18 protein-coding genes are annotated in these 20221 nt (G+C 72.2%); 11 read left to right on the forward strand and 7 right to left on the reverse strand.

Annotation, left to right across the window (positions count from 1 at the left end):
* Positions 1-181 precede the first annotated feature (181 nt).
* Positions 182-571, forward strand: a complete 390-nt coding sequence (locus ACHZ99_RS13065; protein ID WP_420304646.1) for an ATP-binding protein — start codon at positions 182-184, stop codon at positions 569-571.
* Between the two features lie 419 nt (positions 572-990).
* On the opposite strand, the gene ACHZ99_RS13070 is transcribed toward ACHZ99_RS13065, so the two are convergent.
* Positions 991-1635 (reverse strand): dienelactone hydrolase family protein, encoded by a 645-nt coding sequence (locus ACHZ99_RS13070; protein ID WP_420304647.1) that lies wholly within the window; start codon positions 1633-1635, stop codon positions 991-993.
* 83 nt (positions 1636-1718) lie between these two features.
* The gene (gene metG / locus ACHZ99_RS13075) at positions 1719-3335 is read right to left on the reverse strand and encodes a methionine--tRNA ligase (RefSeq protein WP_420304648.1); all 1617 of its coding nucleotides are present in this window, start codon (positions 3333-3335) and stop codon (positions 1719-1721) included.
* 163 nt (positions 3336-3498) lie between these two features.
* Between metG and ACHZ99_RS13080 the strand changes: the two genes are divergently transcribed.
* The 4 genes from ACHZ99_RS13080 (at position 3499) to ACHZ99_RS13095 (ending at position 8150) form a co-directional block, all read left to right on the forward strand.
* Complete coding sequence (locus ACHZ99_RS13080; RefSeq protein ID WP_420304649.1) at positions 3499-5613, forward strand: PhoX family protein; 2115 nt, start codon at positions 3499-3501, stop codon at positions 5611-5613.
* A 228-nt stretch (positions 5614-5841) separates the two neighbouring features.
* A complete protein-coding gene (locus ACHZ99_RS13085; protein ID WP_420304650.1) occupies positions 5842-6864 on the forward strand; it encodes an ABC transporter substrate-binding protein in 1023 nt (340 codons plus the stop codon).
* 11 nt (positions 6865-6875) lie between these two features.
* A complete protein-coding gene (locus ACHZ99_RS13090; protein ID WP_420304651.1) occupies positions 6876-7673 on the forward strand; it encodes a DUF2470 domain-containing protein in 798 nt (265 codons plus the stop codon).
* 84 nt (positions 7674-7757) lie between these two features.
* Positions 7758-8150 (forward strand): hypothetical protein, encoded by a 393-nt coding sequence (locus tag ACHZ99_RS13095; protein ID WP_420304652.1) that lies wholly within the window; start codon positions 7758-7760, stop codon positions 8148-8150.
* Between the two features lie 43 nt (positions 8151-8193).
* Here ACHZ99_RS13095 and ACHZ99_RS13100 read toward each other — a convergent pair whose 3' ends face one another.
* From ACHZ99_RS13100 to ACHZ99_RS13120, 5 genes are all read right to left on the reverse strand, one after another.
* Positions 8194-9453 (reverse strand): MFS transporter, encoded by a 1260-nt coding sequence (locus tag ACHZ99_RS13100; protein ID WP_420304653.1) that lies wholly within the window; start codon positions 9451-9453, stop codon positions 8194-8196.
* 191 nt (positions 9454-9644) lie between these two features.
* A complete protein-coding gene (locus ACHZ99_RS13105) occupies positions 9645-10499 on the reverse strand; it encodes an ABC transporter permease (protein ID WP_420304654.1) in 855 nt (284 codons plus the stop codon).
* Complete coding sequence (locus ACHZ99_RS13110; RefSeq protein WP_420304709.1) at positions 10496-11497, reverse strand: ATP-binding cassette domain-containing protein; 1002 nt, start codon at positions 11495-11497, stop codon at positions 10496-10498. Before ACHZ99_RS13110 ends, ACHZ99_RS13105 begins: the two co-directional genes overlap by 4 nt.
* A gap of 79 nt (positions 11498-11576) precedes the next feature.
* A complete protein-coding gene (locus ACHZ99_RS13115; RefSeq protein WP_420304655.1) occupies positions 11577-12248 on the reverse strand; it encodes an NADPH-dependent FMN reductase in 672 nt (223 codons plus the stop codon).
* 333 nt (positions 12249-12581) lie between these two features.
* Positions 12582-13787, reverse strand: a complete 1206-nt coding sequence (locus tag ACHZ99_RS13120) for an RNA-guided endonuclease InsQ/TnpB family protein (protein WP_420304656.1) — start codon at positions 13785-13787, stop codon at positions 12582-12584.
* Positions 13788-13975: 188 nt separating this feature from the next.
* Between ACHZ99_RS13120 and ACHZ99_RS13125 the strand changes: the two genes are divergently transcribed.
* The 6 genes from ACHZ99_RS13125 (at position 13976) to pstB (ending at position 20145) form a co-directional block, all read left to right on the forward strand.
* Positions 13976-15001 (forward strand): PstS family phosphate ABC transporter substrate-binding protein, encoded by a 1026-nt coding sequence (locus tag ACHZ99_RS13125; protein ID WP_420304710.1) that lies wholly within the window; start codon positions 13976-13978, stop codon positions 14999-15001.
* 191 nt (positions 15002-15192) lie between these two features.
* Positions 15193-15927 carry a response regulator transcription factor gene (locus ACHZ99_RS13130; protein WP_420304657.1) on the forward strand — a complete coding sequence of 245 codons (735 nt, stop codon included), beginning with the start codon at positions 15193-15195 and terminating at the stop codon, positions 15925-15927.
* 78 nt (positions 15928-16005) lie between these two features.
* Positions 16006-17145, forward strand: a complete 1140-nt coding sequence (gene pstS, locus ACHZ99_RS13135) for a phosphate ABC transporter substrate-binding protein PstS (protein ID WP_420304658.1) — start codon at positions 16006-16008, stop codon at positions 17143-17145.
* 130 nt (positions 17146-17275) lie between these two features.
* Positions 17276-18274 carry a phosphate ABC transporter permease subunit PstC gene (gene pstC, locus ACHZ99_RS13140; RefSeq protein ID WP_420304659.1) on the forward strand — a complete coding sequence of 333 codons (999 nt, stop codon included), beginning with the start codon at positions 17276-17278 and terminating at the stop codon, positions 18272-18274.
* Positions 18271-19344 carry a phosphate ABC transporter permease PstA gene (gene pstA, locus ACHZ99_RS13145; RefSeq protein ID WP_420304660.1) on the forward strand — a complete coding sequence of 358 codons (1074 nt, stop codon included), beginning with the start codon at positions 18271-18273 and terminating at the stop codon, positions 19342-19344. Before pstC ends, pstA begins: the two co-directional genes overlap by 4 nt.
* A 24-nt stretch (positions 19345-19368) precedes the next feature.
* The gene (gene pstB, locus ACHZ99_RS13150) at positions 19369-20145 is read left to right on the forward strand and encodes a phosphate ABC transporter ATP-binding protein PstB (protein WP_420304661.1); all 777 of its coding nucleotides are present in this window, start codon (positions 19369-19371) and stop codon (positions 20143-20145) included.
* The last annotated feature ends 76 nt before the right edge of the window (positions 20146-20221 follow it).

The following is a 20221-nucleotide window of genomic DNA, read 5'->3' on the forward strand; positions in this document are numbered from 1 at the left end:
CATGGCGATGGAGGACCGGCAGGCGGCGGACACGGAGACCCGGGTGCCGGGCTTACCGCAGCGGATCAGAGGGGCGAGTCTCGGCCGCTGCGCCCGTGGGGCCGCGCTCCGCGGCGAGGAGGGCCGAGAGGGAGACGGACAGGGACCACCGCTCAGCTTCCTCCGGAACGAGGTACGCACCATGACCACGCAGTCGCGCATGTTCCCCCGCAGTGCCCGTTCGGTCCGCAGGGCCCGGGACTTCGTCGCCGCGCGGGTGCGCGCGGGGGACCGGGCGGACGACATCCGGGTGTGCGTCTCCGAGCTGGTGACCAACGCGCTGCGGCACACGCCGGCCGGCCACCTCTTCCTCGTACGGGTCCTCGCGCAGGAGCACCTCGTGCACGTCGAGGTGCACGACGCCGGGCGCGGCGAGCCCCGTCTGTGCGCCCCCGCGGACACCGACGACCACGGCCGCGGGCTGCTCCTGGTAGCCGCCCTCGCCGACGACTGGGGCACCGCCGACCGCGACGGGCCCGGCAAGGTGGTCTGGGCCGCGTTTAAACTCCCCGGCCGGGTCCCGCCAGCCTGACCGGCAACCAGCGTTCCCGGTGTCGTCGCGTTGCCGGACAGCAACCGGCCGGACACTACCGTCACCATGACGGCCGCCGGGTCGGGCACCCTCACCGACGCCGTGCAGGCCGGTGAGTACGACCGCGAATCAGGTTAAATCGCCCACCGGGGCAGGCTTGTGACCAGTAACGTGCGCGCGGGAGTCGGCCTGCCATCGCCTTCGCCCCGAGGGCCTCGGTGCGCAAGCGGCGGTGACGAACTCGGGGTAACCCACCCATCAAACCTGCCCAAAACGCCCACGAGGGTCGAGTTTCGCCCGCCGACGTGCACACGGTGGGCCGCCCGCCCGGCACCGCCCCGCCCCGACGCCGGGCCACCGCCGACCCGGCCGCCCCGGCACAGGCGCTCCACCCCCGCCGCCGCAGCGCCGCCGCGGGCTCAGACCGTCGTCGGCATGCGGGCGAACCAGTCCCCCGCCGCGGCGCCGACCTCCTCCAGGGCGCCGGGCTCCGGGAACAGGTGCGTCGCGCCCGGGATCACGCGCAGCTCGTACGGGGCGGTGAGCTGCTGCGCGGCCTCCTCGTTGAGCTTGATCACGGCATCGTCCCGGCCGCCCACGAGCAGCAGCACCGGCGCCCGTACGCCGGCGAGAGCGCCGCCCGCGAGGTCGGGGCGGCCGCCGCGGGAGACCACGGCGCGTACGAGCTCGGGGCGCTCGGCCGCGGTGACCAGGGCCGCCGCGGCGCCGGTACTGGCGCCGAAGAGGCCGAGGGGCAGGTCGGTGGCGCGGGCCGCGAGCCAGTCGGCGGCGCCGCTGAGGCGCCGGGACAGCAGGGTGATGTCGAAGCGGTGCTCGCGGGTGGCCGCGTCGGTCTCGTCCTCGGCCGGGGTGAGCAGGTCGAGGAGCAGGGTGCCGAACCCGCGGTCGTTGAGCTGGGCGGCGACGGCCTGGTTGCGCGGGCTGTGCCGTGAGCTGCCGCTGCCGTGGGCGAACAGCACCAGGCCCGCGGCGTCGTCGGGCAGCGCGAGGTCGCCGGCGAGCCGCGTGCCGGCGATGTGGAGGGACACACTCTCGACGGGCATGACCGCCTCCCGTCTCCCCCCGGGACGACGTTGCTGGGAGTCGGGTACCGGGGGGAGGGCCGGTCAAACCCGGACCGTGCCGGTCAGCCGACCTTCGGGTCCTCCAGCCTCGGGAACAGGATCGCGCCCTTGGTGACCCGCGCGCCCGCCGGGAGGCGGCCCCAGTCGGCCGCCTCCGCGATCCGCTGGGAAGACAGCGCGCCCAGGGACTCCTCCGCGCCCAGCGACGCCCACAGCTGCCGGGACGTACCCGGCATCACCGGGTGCAGCAGGACCGCCACCCCGCGCAGGGCCTCGGCCGCGGTGTAGAGGATCGTCGCCAGGCGGGCCTGGGCGTCCGCCGAGGGGTCCTTCGCGACCTTCCAGGGCTCCTGTTCGGTCAGGTACAGGTTGACCTTCTTGATGAAGTCGAAGACCGCCGCGATGCCGCCCGCGAAGTCCAGCTCCTCGCCGATCCGCCGGTCCGCCTCCGCCGTCGCGTGCGCCAGGCCGTCGACGATCACCTGCTCCGCCGGGCCCGCGGCGGTCGCCGCGGGGAGTGTGCCGTCGAAGTACTTGACGGTCATGGCGCCCACCCGCGACGCGAGGTTGCCGAAGTCGTTCGCCAGCTCGCTGGTGTAGCGGTGGGTGAAGTCCTCCCAGGAGAACGAGCCGTCCTGGCCGTACTGGATGGCCCGCAGGAAGTACCAGCGGTAGGCGTCGACGCCGAAGTGGTCGGTGAGGTCCTGCGGCTTGATGCCGGTCAGGTTGGACTTCGACATCTTCTCGCCGCCGACCATCAGCCAGCCGTTGGCGAAGACGCGGCCCGGCAGCGGCAGCCCGTTGGCCATCAGCATCGCGGGCCAGATCACGGCGTGGAAGCGGAGGATGTCCTTGCCTACGAGGTGGACGTCGGCCGGCCAGGTGGTCGCGAACTTCTCCTCGTCGGCGCCGTAGCCCACGGCCGTGGCGTAGTTCAGCAGGGCGTCGATCCACACGTAGATGATGTGCTTGTCGTCCCAGGGCACGGGCACGCCCCAGTCGAAGGTGGAGCGGGAGATCGACAGGTCGTTGAGGCCCTGCCGGACGAAGCTGACGACCTCGTTGCGGGCGGACTCGGGCTGGATGAACTCGGGGTGGGCCTCGTAGTACTCCAGCAGCTTCGGGCCGTACTCGCTGAGCTTGAAGAAGTAGTTCTCCTCCTTCAGCATCTCCACCGGCTTCTTGTGGATGGGGCAGAGCTGCTGGCCCGCGTACTCCCCCTCGCCGTCGAGCAGCTCGCCCGGGGTCTTGTACTCCTCGCAGCCGACGCAGTACGGGCCCTCGTAGCCGCCCTTGTAGATCTCGCCCTTGTCGTGGAGGTCCTGGACGAACTCCTGCACCCGGTCGGTGTGGCGCTTCTCGGTGGTGCGGATGAAGTCGTCGTTCTTGATGTCCAGGTGTTCCCAGAGGGGCTTCCACGCCTCCTCCACCAGCCGGTCGCACCACTCCAGCGGGCTGACGCCGTGCGCCTCCGCGGTGCGCATGATCTTCTGACCGTGCTCGTCCGTGCCGGTGAGGTACCACACCTTCTCGCCGCGCTGGCGGTGCCAGCGGGTGAGCACGTCGCCTGCGACGGTCGTATAGGCGTGGCCCAGGTGCGGAGCGTCGTTCACGTAGTAGATGGGGGTCGAGACGTAGTACGCCGTCGTCCCCTGCTGCTCTTCTCCAGTGGCCGCCATGCCGAAATCCTAACGGCCACGGGGCGTCGCACTCATCCGATTACGTACGGTGACGAACCGCTGCCCACCGGCACGGGTTCACCCGGAGTTCAGGTCCGCGCCTCTCCGCGGCGGGACTCCGCGCCTAGCGTCCGGCGCGAACTCACAGAAACCGGAGGGGATCGTGCGCAGACTTCTGCCGCTCATCGGCTCGCCGCACCCGGGCGGCCGCTCGGCCATGACCTGTCGCTACCGCTGTGGTGACGCCTGCTTCCACGAGGTTCCGAACACCAGCGACAACGAGTACGCCGGCGACATCGTCGCCCGCGCCGTCTCGCGCCGCGGGGCGCTGCGCGCCGGGGCCGCGGTGACCGTGGTCGCGGCGGGTGCCGGGGTCGTCGGGGCCGCCGCGCCGGCGGCGGCGGCGCCCACCGCGCCGGCCGGCACCTTCGGCCGCGGGCACGGGCACGGCCACGGGCACGGCGGTCACGGGCACGGGCACGGCGCCCGCGGGCTGCGCTTCGACGCCGTCGCGCCCAACACCGACGACGCCGTCACCGTCGCCGACGGCTACGACCAGAACGTCGTCATCGCCTGGGGCGACCCGATCCTGCGCGGCGCCCCCGCCTTCGACCCGGCCCGCCAGACGGCCGCCGCCCAGGCCGGGCAGTTCGGCTACAACAACGACTTCCTCGCGCTGCTGCCGCTGCGCTGGGAGCGCGACAAGCAGCTGCTGGTGGCCAACCACGAGTACACGAGCGAAGAGGTCATGTTCCCCGGCTACGACCCGGAGAACGTCACCCGCGAGCAGGCCGAGATCGCCTGGGCCGCGCACGGCATGTCCGTCGTGGTGGTCGAGGAGGAGGGCCGGTGGGGGCGCGGCGGCAGCCTCCGGGCCGTACCGCGGCATCCGCTGAACCGGCGGATCACCGCCACCACCGAGTTCGAGCTGCGCGGCCCGGCCGCGGGCGGCGACCTGCTCAAGACCTCCGCCGACCCGACCGGCCGGCGCGTGCTCGGCACCCTCAACAACTGCGCGGGCGGCACCACCCCTTGGGGCACGGTGCTCTCCGGCGAGGAGAACTACAACCAGTACTTCGCCAACGCCGGGGCCGTCACCGACCCGGTCGAGAAGCAGCGCCTCGCCCGGTACGGCATGTCCGGCGGTGCTTCGCAGCGCAAGTGGGAGCGGTTCGACGACCGCTTCGACGTCGTCAAGGAGCCCCACGAGCCGAACCGTTTCGGCTGGGTCGTCGAGGTCGACCCGTACGACCCGGACTCCACCCCGGTCAAGCACACCGCGCTCGGCCGCTTCAAGCACGAGGGCGCCAGCGTCCGGCTGACCCGCGACGGCCGCGCCGTCGCGTACTCGGGTGACGACGAGCGCTTCGACTACCTCTACAAGTTCGTCTCCGCCAAGCGCATGATGCGCGGCAACAGCCGCTGGGCGCGCGCCCACAACATGACGCTGCTCGACGAGGGCACGCTGTACGTCGCCAGGCTCACCGGCGACAGCCCGGCCGCCGAGATCGACGGCACCGGCGCGCTGCCGGCGGACGGGGAGTTCGACGGCGGCGGCGAGTGGATCAAGCTGGCCAGCGGCGACCGCTCGTACGTCGACGGCATGACCGCCGAGGAGGTGTACGTCTTCACGCGGCTGGCCGCCGACAAGGCCGGCGCGACGAAGATGGACCGCCCGGAGGACGTCGAGCCCAGCCCGAACAGCGGCAAGGTGTACGTCGCGCTGACGAACAACTCCCGGCGCGGCACCGGCACCGACGCCCCCGCCGACGAGGCCAACCCGCGCAACGCCAACAAGCACGGTCACGTCCTGGAGCTGAGCGAGTGGCGCGACGACCCGGCGTCGACGCGCTTCGGCTGGCGGCTGTTCCTGGTGTGCGGCGACCCGGCCGACCCGTCGACGTACTTCGCGGGCTTCCCGAAGGACAGGGTCAGCCCCATCTCGTGCCCGGACAACGTCACGTTCGACCCGTACGGCAACCTGTGGATCTCCACCGACGGCAACGCGCTGGGCACCCACGACGGGCTGTTCGGCGTGGCGACGACGGGGCGGTACGAGGGCCAGGTCAAGCAGTTCCTGACGGTGCCGGCGGGCGCGGAGACGTGCGGTCCGGTGGTGCAGGAGGACCGCGTGCTGGTCGCGGTGCAGCACCCGGGCGAGGTGGACGGCGCGTCGTACGAGAATCCGGGCTCGGTGTGGCCGGACGGGCCGGGCCGGCCGAACCGCCCGGCGGTCGTCAACGTCTGGCGCGCGCGGGGCGGGCGCATCGGAGCCTAGGGCCTGAACCGTTCCGGGGCGGCCCCGATGCACCCTGACGTCCCCTGACCGGGTCCGAAGCCCGCGGCACGGGCTTCGGAGTCCCGTGCGGGACCCGCGGGTTCGACGGGCCGGGCGGCTCCGCGCGCACGTGTCGGCGTGCGGGGCGGGGCCGCCGGCCCGGGTTCCCCGGTCGAGCATATTAGGTTAGCCTCACCTAAGTCACGCTCGACCGAGGGGAATCCTGCCTTGGCCACCACACCCACCCGCGCCCCGCTCTCCCGCCGCCGCCTGCTCGGCGCCGGCGGCGCGCTCGGCGTCACCGCGCTCCTCGCCGCCTGCGGCGCCGACTCCCCGAGCGGCGGCGCGGACGGCCCGGACGGCGGCTGGTCGTTCACCGACGACCGCGGCAAGAAGGCGGTGGCCGACGCCCGCCCGGAGAAGATCGTCGCCTTCGTCAGCTCGGCGGCCGCGCTGTACGACTACGGGGTGACGTGCACCGCGATCTTCGGCCCGAGCGAGCCGGTCGGCGGCGAGCCCAACCCGCAGGCGGGCGACCTGGACCTGGACGAGCTCGTCAGCCTCGGCGAGGCGTGGGGCGAGTTCAACGTCGAGAAGTACGCCTCGCTCGGCCCCGAGCTGCTGGTCAGCAACATGTTCCCGCCGCCCGACCTGTGGTTCGTACCGGAGGAGAGCCGGAAGAAGATCTTCGCGCTCGCCCCCGCGATCGGGATCAAGGGCGCGCACACGAGCCTGCTGGAACCGCTGCGGCGGTACGAGGAGCTGGCGAAGGCGCTCGGCGGGGACACGGCGAGCGCGCGGGTGAAGGACGACAAGAAGCGGTTCGAGGCCGCCGAGCGCCGGCTGCGGTCGGTGGCGGAGGCCAGGCGGGGGATCAAGGTGCTGGCGATGACCGGCGACCAGGACAACATGTACGTCGCCGTCCCCGGCTCGTACACCGACCTGCACTACTTCCGGGACCTCGGGGTGGACGTGGTGGCGGGGAAGAAGTCCGACGAGTGGGGCTTCTGGGAGTTCCTGAGCTGGGAGAACACCGACAAGTACCACGCCGACCTGATCATGGTCGACAACCGGGCGCAGGCCATGACGCCCGAAGCGCTCGCCAAGAAGCCGACCTGGACCCGGCTCCCCGCCGTCGAGGCGGGGCAGACGACACCGTGGTCGATGGAGGAGCGCTACAGCTACCGGGGGTTCGCGCCGGTGCTCGAACGGCTGGCGGACGCCATCGAGAACGCCGAGAAGCTCGGCTGAAGGGGGCTGGCATGGCCGACACGAGCGCCGCGCCGACGCCGGCGGAGCGGGTGCGCACGATCCTGGCGACGGCGGGGTCGCTGATGGTGGAGACGGACGGCTTCCGCTGCGACCTGGTGGGCCTGCACACGCCGGGCCCGGACCCCGACCCCGCCGCCGAACCGGACCGGCTGCTGCGGCTGCACCCGCCCGCGGACAGCGCGCTCGCGTCCCGGGTGGTCCGCGCCCCCACGGGCGACCTGCCGGTCCGGCTGCACCTGACGGACATCGCCCCGGTGGGCGTACGGGACCGGGTACGGGCCCGGGTGACGCTCATCGGCTGGCTGGCGCCGGAGCGGGCACAGCCGGACGCGGAGCGGCTGACGCTGGGCTTCGACGCGGCGGAGGTGCTGGTGGTGGCGGCGGGAGACGGTACGGGCCCGGCCGCCGGCAGCGGCCCCGCGACCCCCGACGTGGCGGTCGTGGACCCGGACGAGCTGGCCGCCGCCCGCCCCGACCCGCTGGCCGCGCAGGAGTCGGCGATGCTGCTGCACCTGGCGGACTCCCACCGCGACGCGGTCGACGCCCTGACCCGGCTCCTCGACCCGGCGGTGCTGCACGGGGCGGTCCGCGTACACCCCCTGGCGATGGACCGCCACGGCCTCACCCTGCGCCTCGAACACCTCCGCACCCACCGCGACGTCCGCCTCCCGTTCCCGGCCCCGCTGACGGACCCCGCCGAGGCCGGTCCCGCCGTCCGGACCCTCCTCCAGGCCGCCCACCACTGCCCCCGCCGCCCCACCCCCCGGGGGTCCGGCCCGCACTCCTGACGCGGCGGGGAGTCGGCGGCCGGGCAACGGCGGACTCGTAGGCTGTACGGGGGCGGGACCCGTGACTCAGCCGAAGGGGGAGGCATGTCCGAGCGGTGGGGCCTGATCATCGAGGAGACCGACGGCCTCGGCGACCGCAAGTCGATGTCGGCGAACGTCCTGGAGGACTTCACCGGCACGCGCGAGGAGGCCATGGCCCGGCTGGAGGCGCACGCCCGCGCCTACCGGCCCCAGCACCCGGCCAACTCCTCGCACTCCCGGCTGTACCGGACCGCCGACGGCTTCCTCCTGATCAGCAAGGGCTCGATGCGCAGCTACGGCTCCCGCTTCTCCCTGGCCGAGCTGCTGTACGACAGCGTCGAGGCGGAAGAGGCGGAAAAGGCCGCCCGCAAGGCGGAGAAGGAGCGGCGCGCGGCGGAGAAGGCCGAGGCGAAGGCGGCGAAGCGCGCGGAGCGCGAGGCCCGGCGGCGGGGCTGACCCGGCGGGAGCCCCGCGGTACGCGGCGGGCCCGCCGGCACCCTCAGACACGGGCCGGGCTGAGCGGGCGGAAGTTGCCCAGTACGAGCGCGCCGGCGGCGAGGAGGGCCGGGAGGGCGGCCAGGGCGAAGCAGAGGGGGAGCGGGACGCGGCCGATCAGCAGGCCGGTGGCGGCCGTGGCCGAGGCGGTGCCGGCGTTGAGCGCGGTGTTGACCCACGCGCCCGCCTTCGTACGGTCGCCGGGGCCGGCGGACTCGTCGGCGATCAGGTAGGCCGTGGTGATGCCCGGGGCCACGAAGAGCCCGAACAGGGCGGCGCAGCCGAGGAGGACGTACGGGTGCGGGGCCAGGCCCGCGGCGGCGAGGAGAAGGCCCAGGGCCGCGGCGAGTACGGGGAGGCGGCGGGCGCCGGGCGCGCGCCAGGCGACGGCGCCGTAGGCCAGGCCGCCGACGGCGCTGCCGGCGGACATCGCGGCGAGGGTCCAGGGCAGCAGGGCCGCGGCGCCGTGCTCGTCGGCGAAGGCGACGACGAGGAGTTCGAGCGCACCCAGGCACACCCCGACCCCGGCGGCCCCGACGACGGCCTGCCGCAGCGCGGGGTTGCGGCGCAGGACGCCGGAGGGCGCGGAGGCCGCGGACGGCGCGGCGGCCCCGGGCGCGGGCGCGGCCCCCGGCGCGGGCGTCCCGGCCGCCGGCCTCGCGGCGCCCCGGCGCGCCCGCGCCACCGGCGACGACACCAGCGCCAGGGTGCCCACGAGCACCAGCCCCGCGCCCGCCCCCAGCCCCGCGGCCGGCGGCGCCACCGCCACCACCGCGCCGACCAGCAACGGCCCCGTCACCAGCAGCAGTTCCTCCGCGACGGAGTCGAGGCTGTACGCGCGCGGCAGCAGCCGCGCCGGCACCAGGTCGCCCCAGAGCACCCGCATCACCGGCCCCAGCGGCGGCGTGCCCGCCCCGGCCGCCACCGCCAGCGCGACCAGCCCGGCGGCGCCCCCGGCGCCGCTCGCCGCGACGATCGCCAGCGCCGCCAGCAGCACCGCGTACGCCCCGGCCATCGGCGGCAGCGCCCGCCGCGGGCCGTGCCGGTCGACGAACCCGGCGCGTACCGGCGAGAGGGTCACGCTGGTCGCCCCGAAGCACGCGAGGGCGGCTCCCGACACGGCGTACGACCCGGTCGCCTCCTTGACCGACAGCAGCAGGGACAGCGGGACCATCCCGTACGACAACCGGCCCAGCAGGGCGGCGCCGAAGGTGCGGGAGGCATGGGGGACGCGCAGCACGGACGCGTAGGACGGCGCAGACATGGTGGTGTTCCTCAGCAGGAGAAGCGTGCATGGGCGGCGTCGTGCCGCGCCGGGCGGGCGGCGCGGCGGTGCCGGCTCCTATGCACGGGAGAGGAACATGCGGCCGAATCTAGCAGAACGGGACGCGCCCGGGCCCGCCCCCGGTGAGGAGGGCGGGCCCGGGCGGTGGACGGGACCGGTGCCGACGGGCGTTACTTGCGGGCGTACAGGCGCATCGTGATCGGGCCGAAGATCGCCACGATCACGCCCGCCCAGCCCAGGGTCCAGGCGATGTCCGACGCCGGCCAGTCGCCGTGCATCAGGTCGCGGACCGCGGAGGCGAGGTGGGTGACCGGGTTGTTGTTGACGAACGCCTGGAGCCAGCCCGGCATCGTCTTCGGGTCGACGAAGATGTCGCTCAGGAACGTCACCGGGAACATCACCATCATGCTGACGCCCATGACCGACTTCTCCGTACGGAGCAGGAGGCCGAACATCGTCCAGATCCACGAGAACGCGAACGAGAAGACGAGCAGCAGCGCCACCCCCGCGAGCACGCCCCCCACGCCGCCGTCCGGGCGGAAGCCCATGATGAGGCCGATGCCGACCATCACCACCGACGCGATGAGGTAGCGCAGCATGTCGCCGAGCAGGTAGCCGACCATCACCGCGGGGCGCCAGATCGGCAGCGAGCGGAAGCGGTCGAAGACGCCCTTCTCGATGTCGGTGTTGACGGAGACGCCGGTGTACATCGTGATCATGACGACGCTCATCACCAGGATGCCCGGCAGCAGGTACTGCAGGTAGTCCGAGGTGGAGCCCGCCAGCGCCCCTCCGAAGAGGTACGTGTACATCAGCACCATCATGATCGGGAAGGCGGTGACGTCGAAGAGCTGCTCGGGCACGTGCTTGATCTTCAGCACGGCCCGCCAGCCGAACGTCACGGAGGCGGACCACGGTCCCGGCCGCGGCGGCCGCTCCTTGGCCACGAGCAGCTCGGCCAGGCTCTCGGTGGTGACCGGCGCGAGTTCCTCGGTGCGGGTCTGGGTCTCGGTCGCGGTGCTCATGCTGCTGCCTCCTGGGTCTCGGCACCGGCCGGGCGGTCGGTGAGGGCGAGGAAGACCTCGTCCAGGCTGGGCTGGCCCAGCGAGAAGTTGTCGACGGTGATGTCCGCGCGGGCCAGCTCCGCCAGCGCGGCGGCCGCCTGGGCGGCGGCGCCGTGCCCGTTGTCCCCGTCCCCGACCCGGGCGGTCAGCGCCACGGGGTCGGGCTCCAGCTGCACCTGGACCCCGGCCAGGGCGCCCTCCAGCAGGGCGACCGCCTCCGCGCGCTGCGCGGCGTCGCGCAGCCGGAGGTGGACCGAGCCGGCGCCGACGGACGCCTTCAGCTCGCCCTTGGTGCCCTCGGCGATGACCTTGCCGTGGTCGATGACGGCGATACGGGAGGCCAGCTGGTCGGCCTCGTCGAGGTACTGCGTGGTGAGCAGGACGGTGGTGCCCTGCGCGACGACCGCGCGGACGATGTCCCAGACCTGGTTGCGGCTGCGCGGGTCGAGGCCGGTGGTCGGCTCGTCGAGGAACAGCAGGTCGGGGGTGTTGAGGATGGACGCGGCGATGTCGATGCGGCGGCGCATGCCGCCCGAGTAGTTCTTCACCTGCTTCGCCGCCGCCTCGGTGAGGCCGAACGCCTCCAGCAGCTGCGCGGCGCGCACCCGCGCGGCGGGGGGCCGGTGCCCGAGGAGGCGGCCGAGCAGCACCAGGTTCTCGGTGCCGGTCAGGTCCTCGTCCACGGAGGCGTACTGGCCGGTGAGGCTGACCCGGGAGCGCACGTCGTTCGCGTCGTGGACGACGTCCTTGCCGAAGACCCGGGCCTCGCCGCCGTCGGGGCGCAGCAGGGTGGCGAGCATCTTGACGGTGGTGGTCTTCCCGGCGCCGTTGGGGCCGAGGACGCCGTAGACGGTGCCGCGGGGGACGACGAGGTCGACGCCGTCCACCGCGCGGGTCTCGCCGAACACCTTCACCAGTCCCGACGTCTCGATCGCCGGGCCGGACGAGTCATGAGTCATGTCGCTCTTCTCCAGGTTCTCCACCATGTGGCATGCGTGTGATAGGCGCTGATATGTAGTCGTATAAGTACGGTGTCCGCTACGCCACATAGGGGCGCGCCGCGCGGGCCTCCCGCAGCGCGAGACCCCACCAGGTGAGCTGGTCCAGCAGGGCGCCGGCGGCGCGTACCAGCCCGTCCGTGTAGAGAGACCCGCCCGCGGGGAATTTCTCATCGGTGAAGCGCAGGTCTATTCCGACGGAGTCCCGCACGGTCACCGTGTGCAGCTCGGTGAAGACCGAGCGCAGCGCCTCCACCGCGTGCACCCCGTCGCAGCCGAAGCCGTACGACACGAAGCCGACCGGCTTCGCGTGCCACTCGTCGTAGCACACGTCGATGGCCAGCTTGAGCTCCGCGGGGAAGCTGCGGTTGCACTCGGGGGTGACGACGACGAACCCCTCCGCCGACGCCAGCTCCGCCGTGAAGGAGTGCATCGGCCCGGTCGGGTGCTCCGGGTAGCGCGCGGGGATGTCGTAGTCCGCGAGGTCGAGGACGCTGAGCGCCACGTCGCCCCGCTCGCCGGCCAGCCCGTCGAGCCACCGGGCGACGGCCGGGGGGCCGCAGTCGGCCCCGGCGGAGCCACCGACGACGCACGCGACGCGCAGCGGCCCGGACGCACCGGACGTACGGGACGCGCCGGGCGCACGGGACGCGCCCGGTGCGCGGGACGTGCCGCCGGTACCGTCCGTACCGCCGGACTCGCCGTTGTACATCGGACACCTCCCGGGTCGTGGCCGGCGCCGGGCGGTGCGCCCGGGCCGTACACCCGTCAGGCGCCAGAAACCGGCAGGCGCCCGCCAGATCCGATCTAGCGGCTCCGCGCGCCCGCGCACGCCCCCGCCTCCACCTGCGCTTTCACTCCCGCATCCGGCCTTTCATCACGGATGCGTAACGGCATCATGTCCGGGTCGTCCACTGTTCACCCGGCGCTAACCGGAGCCGCCCCGCATGGCCGACTGCCGCCAGTTCGATACAGGACCCGAGTTATGTCCGGATCGATCAGCGGAGAGCATTGAAACCTCCCCCTGAGGAAGGGGATTCCTGACTCAAGCAGCCTGGCGGAACAACGTTCCGTCAGGTCTTCCACCCTCGGCGTCAGCCGGGTTGAGACCAGCCCGGACCAGCATCACGCGCGCGGAGTTCTTGTCCCTGGGCGAGACGGCGCCGCACGCGGTGCAGGCATACGTTCGTTCGGAAAGAGGCAGTGCGTGCTTGGTTCTCGCTCCGCACTTCGCACAGTCCATCGTGGTGTGCGCGGGGTGGATCAGGTGGACGGTGCGCCCGTGCTTGCGGGCCATCTCCACCAGGGCCGTCTTCGCGGCGCCGATCGCCGCGTCCGCGGCCTTGCGCGCCATCGTCGATTTCGCGAGGAACTTCGGCCTGAAGTCCTCCACAGCAAGCTGGTCGTGGTCGATCACGACGTGCTTTGCCCATTTACAGGCGGTGTCCCGGCGCTGCCGGGCCACCTTGGCGTGCAGCTTCGCCGTCCGCGTCTTCGCCGCCTGGTAGCCGGCGGACGCAGGCTGACCGCGTTTCGGTTTCCGGCGAGCCATCATGCGCTGGTATCGGGCGAGTTTCTGCGCCGCCATGCGTCCGTGGCCGGGGTGGGGAAGGTCGTGGGCATCGGATGTCGTGGTCGCCGTTTCCTTGACGCCCCAGTCGATCCCGATCACACGGCCCGTCGCGGGCAACGGCTCGACCGTCGCGGGCACCACGAAGGACGCGTACCAGGAGCCGGTGGCGTCCTGGTAGATACGGACCGACGACGGCTCCGCGGGCAGGTTCCGCGACCACACCACCCGCGCCACGATCCCGCCCGCGAGATGCAGACGCCCGTCCCTCAGACGGAAACCCCGCCGCGTGTAATTCAGGCTCGGCCGCGCCTGACGCTTGGTCTTGAACCGCGGCATTCCCGACCGGCGGGCCATGGGAAGCCGGTCCTTGATGTCCTTCAACGCCTTCGCGCGGGACTTCCCGAAATCCCGGATCACCTGCTGCTGGGGTACGGAATTGCCTTCGCGGAGCCATGGGGTTACCCGCCGTGCCTCGGTAAGCATCCGGTCCAGCGCGGCCGGACCGATCTCCTCACCCCCCGCGTACGCCTTCTTCGAGCGGGCTACCGATTCGTTCCACAGCCACCGGCAACGCGCCCACTCCGCCCGGAGAGCCCGGAGCGCAGTCGCCGACAGGCGCACACGGAAGGTGTGCCGGGCATGCCCGGCACCCTCGCCGGTGATCGCCGCAGATGCCATACGCCCGAACCTACCTGGGAGGACTGACAATTGACCGCTCCTGATCTCTGCGGCCCACACCACCGCCGCGCACGATGGACAGCGGACCGCTCTGGAAAAGATCCGAATACCCGCGCCCTGCCCCGCAGGAACCCGATTCGTCCCAGGCCTGAAGACCGGGGCATCCTCAAAGGAGGCAGGTGAGCCCGATGCAGATGAAGCGGACCGCGGCCCGCCTGGGTGCCCTCCTCCTCGCCCCGGCCGCCGTCGCCTCCCTCGCCTCCTGCGGCGGTGAGAGCGAGGCGAGCGCCGGCGCGGAGGAGTCCCGGCTCACCGGGACGGTCCTGATCGACGGCTCCAGCACGGTCGAGCCGCTGACGAAGCTCGCCGGCGAGCGCTTCGGCCGGCAGGAGCGGGGGGTACGGGTCAAGGTCGAGGCGTCCGGCACCGGCGGCGGCTTCGACCGGTTCTGCGCCGGCGAGACCGACATCTCCGACGCCTCCCGGCCGATCAACGACTTCGAGACCCAGACCTGCGCCAACTGGGACGTGCCGTACCGCGAGCTGACCATCGCCAACGACGCGCTGACCGTCGTCGTCCCGAAGTCCAACGACTGGGTCGACTGCCTCACCACCGACCAGCTCAGGCGCATCTGGGAGCCCGGTTCCGAGCTGGCCAGCTGGGCGGAGGTCGACCCCGCGTTCCCCGACGAGCCGCTCCAGCTCTACGGGCCGGACACCGACTCCGGCACCTTCGACTACTTCACCGAGGCCATCAACGGCGAGGAGAAGGCGTCCCGCGCCGACTTCACCCCGAGCAGCGACGACAACACGCTCGTCCAGGGCGTCGCGGAGCACTCCGGCGGGCTCGGCTACTTCGGCTTCACCTACTTCGCCGGCAACCGCGACAAGCTGCGCGCGCTGGAGATCGACGCCGGCGACGGCTGCGTCGCGCCCAGCACGGCGTCCGTCCAGGACGGCTCGTACCGGCCGCTGGCCCGGCCGCTGTTCATCTACCCCTCGGCGAAGGCGCTGGAGCGACCCGAGGTGGAGGCGTTCGTGGAGTTCTACGTGGAGAACCACACCGAGTTCGCCTCGCAGGCCGGCTACATCCCCCTCAGCAAGGCCCAGGAGAAGACCCTCCAGCGCGATCTGGCGCGGCTCAAGGACCACCGCACCCGGCCCGGCGGCGCGGGCGACACCGGCGGCGACTCGGGCGGCTCCGGCGGCCTGTGAGCCGGCCCGCGAGGGCTCGGCGGGGGTCTCGAAAGGGGGCGGGCGGTGCCGTGATCACGCCGTTCATAACGGGCCGATAACGGCATCACGCACCCCTGTTCCGATGTTCACCTTCAGTTAACCGCCACCACCGGCCGAGTCCGCCGACACGGAATTTCATGAGACACGACGAAGGGGGTGGTGACCGACCGATGGACACACCGGCGATACCCGGCCAGCGACACGGACAGAGTCCGGGCCACGGACATGTCCTGCTGCTCGCCGATCCGGACGAACAGGTGGCGCACGATCTCGCGGAGCACCTGTCGGGCCATCAGGTGAAGGTCGTCTTCTGCTCCGACGGGGCCGAGGCGCTCCTCCAGGTGGGCCTGCAGTCACCCGACGCCCTGCTGGTCAGCGCCAAGCTGCCGCTCGTCCCCGGCGCCCGGGTGGTGGAGGTGCTGCGGCGCCGCAGCGCCACGCCCGTCATCATCGGGGTCGGCCCCGACGACGCGGAGGACGCCGTCGAGGCGCTCACCGCGGGGGCCAGCGCCTGCGTCGCCCGTCCGTACCGGCCGTACGAGGTCCTGAAGATGCTCGGCGTCGCCAGCCCGGCGACGTACGACGTGGACCAGACGGTCGCCTCCGGTCCGTACAGCGTCAACCCCGCCACCTTCGAGGCCCGCGTCGACGGCCGGCTGGTGCAGCTGCCGCTGCGCGAGTTCAAGCTGCTGCACCTGCTGGTGGCCAACTCCGAGAAGGTCGTCACCCGCGACCAGATCAGCGCCGAGCTGTGGGGTGGCAGCGCGCCGAAGTCCAACACGATCGCCGTGCACATCCGCCGGCTGCGCGACCGCATCGGGGACAACCCGCACGATCCCCGGATCATCCTGACCGTCCGCAACGTCGGCTACCGCTTCGTGCCGCCGACCGCGGACCTCCCCTAGACCCCACATGCCCGTATGTCTCGATTTGTTTGTACTCAAGCCGCCTCTGGAGTGCGGCCTCAGGAAGGAAAGTCCCCAGTGAAGTCTCAGCGCAAGATCCGGTACCGCACCGCCGCAGGCGTCCTCGCCCTCTCCAGCGCCCTCGTCCTCTCGGCGTGCGGCTCCGACGACAACTCCGACTCCGGCGACGACAACGGCAGCGGCGAGAGCAGCGCCGCCGCCGGCGGCGGCGACATCACCTGCGGCGGCAGCGGCGAGCTGCTCGCCTCGGGCTCCAGCGCCCAGGACAACGCGATCCAGCAGTGGGTCGCCGACTACCAGGCCGCCTGCCCCGACGTGACGGTCAACTACAAGCCGGTCGGCTCCGGCGCCGGTATCGAGGAGTTCCTCAGCGGCCAGACCGCGTTCGCGGGCTCCGACTCCGCCCTGGAGCCGGCGGAGGTCGAGAAGTCCATGGAGGTCTGCAAGGACGGCAAGGGCATCAACCTGCCGATGGTCGGCGGCCCGGTCGCTGTCGCGTACCACCTGGAGGGCGTGGACGAGCTGGTGCTCGACGCCGAGACCATGGCGAACGTGTTCAGCGGCGAGATCACCAACTGGAACGACGAGGCCATCGCCAAGCTGAACCCCGACGCCGAGCTGCCCGACACCAAGATCCAGCCGGTGCACCGCTCGGACGAGTCCGGCACCACCGACAACTTCACCGCCTACCTCAACACGGTGGCCAAGGACGCCTGGCCGCACGAAGCGGACAAGAAGTGGCCGATCGAGGGCGGCCAGGCCGCCTCCGGCTCGGCCGGGGTGTCCTCGCAGGTGAAGCAGACCGACGGCGCCATCTCGTACATGGAGATCTCGCACGCCGAGGCCAACGACCTGACCACCGTCCTGCTGGACACCGGCGCCGCCGAGCCGGTCGCGGCCACCGTGGAGAACGCCTCCACGGCCATCGGCGTCGGCGAGCGGGTCGGCGAGGCGCCCGACATGGAGCTGGAGCTGGACTACGCCACCAAGGAGGAGGGCGCGTACCCGATCACCCTGGTGACGTACGAGATCGTGTGCGACAAGGGCAACAAGCCCGAGTCCCTGGACGCGATGAAGTCCTTCCTCAGCTACACCGCCAGCGAGGCGGGCCAGCAGTCGGTCATCGACGTCGGCTACGCCCCGCTGCCCGCCGACATGGCCACCGAGGTCGCCAAGACCGTCGACAGCCTGTCCTGACTGCCCTGAACCGCCCTCCCGCCGGCCGGCGAACCACCCCGTCCGGCCGGCGGGGGGCCATCCGGTGCACCGCCGCCGGGACGCGGGCGCGGACCGCGCCATCGCCCCACACCAGACCGGAGATTCCCGTATGACTGCTCCACCCACCGACATCGACACCCCCGCTCCACCACCGCCACGGGTCCTGCTGGCCGACGGCAAGGGCGGCTCCCGCCGCGGCGACAAGGTCTTCTCCGGCCTGTCCAAGGGGTCGGGGATCACCCTGCTGCTGATCATGGGCGCGATCGCGGCGTTCCTGGCGTACCGCGCGTCCCTCGCCCTCGCGGACAACGAGGGCAACTTCCTCACCACCTTCGAGTGGGACGCCAACTCCGTCCCGCCGAAGTTCGGCATAGCCGTGCTGGCCTTCGGGACGGTCGTCTCGTCGGTCATCGCCATGGTCATCGCGGTGCCGGTCGCGGTCGGCATCGCGCTGTTCATCACCCACTACGCGCCGCGGAAGCTGGCGGCGCCGATCGCGTACGTCATCGACCTGCTGGCCGCCGTCCCGTCCATCGTCTACGGCCTGTGGGGCGCCCTGTTCCTCGTGCCGCACCTGGTCGGCCCGTACGAGTGGCTGGACCGGTACCTCGGCTGGACCGTCGTGCTGTCCTTCGACGGGACCGCGCCGCGCTCGCTGATGACCGCGGGCATCCTGCTGGCCGTGATGATCCTGCCGATCATCACCAACGTCAGCCGCGAGGTCTTCGCGCAGACCCCCCGCCTCCAGGAGGAGGCCGCGCTGGCGCTGGGCGCCACGCGCTGGGAGGTCATCCGCACCACGGTGATCCCGTTCGGGCGCTCCGGCGTCATCTCCGCCTCGATGCTGGGCCTCGGCCGCGCGCTGGGCGAGACGATGGCGGTGGCCACGGTGCTGTCCCCGTCGGCGCTGCTGTCGGCGGAGATCCTCCAGGCGGGCGGCGGGACGTTCGCGCAGAACATCGCCGCGTCGTTCGGGGAGTCCGGGCAGTTCGGGCGGGACGCGCTGATCGCCTCCGGCCTGGTCCTGTTCGTCATCACGCTGCTGGTCAACGGCGCCGCCCGGCTGATCATCGCGCGCCGCAAGGAGTACTCGGGGGCCGACGCATGAGCGCGACGCAGATGGCGGCCGGCCAGGCCGACCGCACCGACCGGCTCGGCATCCGGCAGCCGCGGCTGCCGCGCTGGGCGCCCGCGGGCATCGCGGCCGGCGCCGCCGCCGCGGGCTCGCTCATCGGCGTGCTCGCCGACCTGGGCAACCGCGTCCAGTGGGGCCTGATCGCGGCGATCCTCTTCGTCCTCGCCCAGTACGTCGTCTCGGCGGTCGTCGAGGGCGGCCGGCAGGCGCGGGACCGGCTGGCGACCGCCCTGGTGTGGGTGGCGTTCCTGCTGGCCGTCATCCCGCTGGCGTCGCTCATCTGGGAGACCGTCAGCAAGGGCGTCAAGGTCGCCGACGGCTACTTCCTCACCCACTCCATGAGCGGCGTGGTCAACATCTCGCCCGGCGGCGGCGTCTACCACGCGCTGCTCGGCACCATCGAGCAGGTGCTGATCGCCACGCTCATCGCCACCCCGATCGGGCTGCTGACCGCCGTCTACCTGGTGGAGTACGGCCGCGGGGCGCTGGCGAAGGCGGTGACGTTCTTCGTCGACGTCATGACGGGCATCCCGTCGATCGTCGCGGGCCTGTTCGTCCTCAGCCTGTGGATCATGATCCTGGACTTCGGCTACTCCGGCTTCGCCGGCGCGCTGGCGCTGGCGATCCTGATGATGCCCGTGGTGGTGCGCTCCACCGAGGAGATGCTCAAGCTCGTCCCGAACGAGCTGCGGGAGGCGTCGTACGCCCTGGGCGTGCCGAAGTGGAAGACGATCCTGAAGGTCGTCCTCCCCACCTCCATCGGCGGCATCACCACCGGCGTCATGCTCGCCGTGGCCCGCATCACCGGCGAGACCGCCCCCGTGCTGCTGCTCGTCTTCGGCAGCCCGGCGATCAACAACAACCCCTTCGACGGCGGTCAGGCGTCCCTGCCGCTGTACATCTACCAGCAGTGGGCGGCGGGCACCGAGGCGTCGTTCGACCGCGCCTGGGCGGCCGCCCTGGTGCTCATCGTCTTCGTGATGCTCCTCAACCTGCTGGCCCGCGGCGTCGCCCGCTGGAAGGCCCCGAAAACCGGCCACTGACGGCCACGGGAGAAGTGATCTGACATGGCCAAGCGCATCGACATCAGCGGCCTCACCGCGTACTACCGCGACTTCAAGGCGATCGAGGACATCTCGATGGCCGTCGAGCCGAAGTCCGTGACCGCCTTCATCGGCCCGTCCGGCTGCGGCAAGTCCACCTTCCTGCGCACGATCAACCGCATGCACGAGGTCATCCCCGGCGCGCGGGTGGAGGGGAAGGTGCTGCTGGACGACGAGAACCTGTACGGGTCCGGCGTCGACCCCGTCTCCGTACGGCGCGTGGTGGGCATGGTCTTCCAGCGGCCCAACCCGTTCCCGACGATGAGCGTCTACGAGAACGTCGCCGCGGGCCTCAAGCTCAACGGCCGCTACCGCAAGTCCGAACTGGACGACGTGGTCGAGAAGTCCCTCCGCGGCGCGAACCTGTGGAACGAGGTCAAGGACCGCCTCAACCGCCCCGGCTCCGGCCTGTCCGGCGGCCAGCAGCAGCGCCTCTGCATCGCCCGCGCCATCGCCGTCGAACCCCAGGTCCTCCTCATGGACGAACCCTGCTCGGCCCTCGACCCCATCTCCACCCTCGCCATCGAGGACCTCATAGCCGACCTCAAGCAGCGGTTCACGATCGTCATCGTGACGCACAACATGCAGCAGGCGGCCCGGGTCTCCGACCGCACCGCGTTCTTCAACCTCGCCGCCGTCGGCGAGCCGGGGCGGCTCATCGAGATCGACGAGACCGACAAGATCTTCTCGAACCCGTCGGTGCAGGCGACCGAGGACTACGTCTCCGGCCGCTTCGGCTGAGCCCACGACTCCGGCCGGTGTTCCGGGGGGACACCGGCCGGCCGAGCCGTCTTGCGGTGCTGCCTGGCGGTGCCGC

It is taken from the genome of Streptomyces sp. MAR4 CNX-425, from assembly GCF_048656465.1.
Taxonomy (GTDB): Bacteria; Actinomycetota; Actinomycetes; order Streptomycetales; family Streptomycetaceae; genus Streptomyces.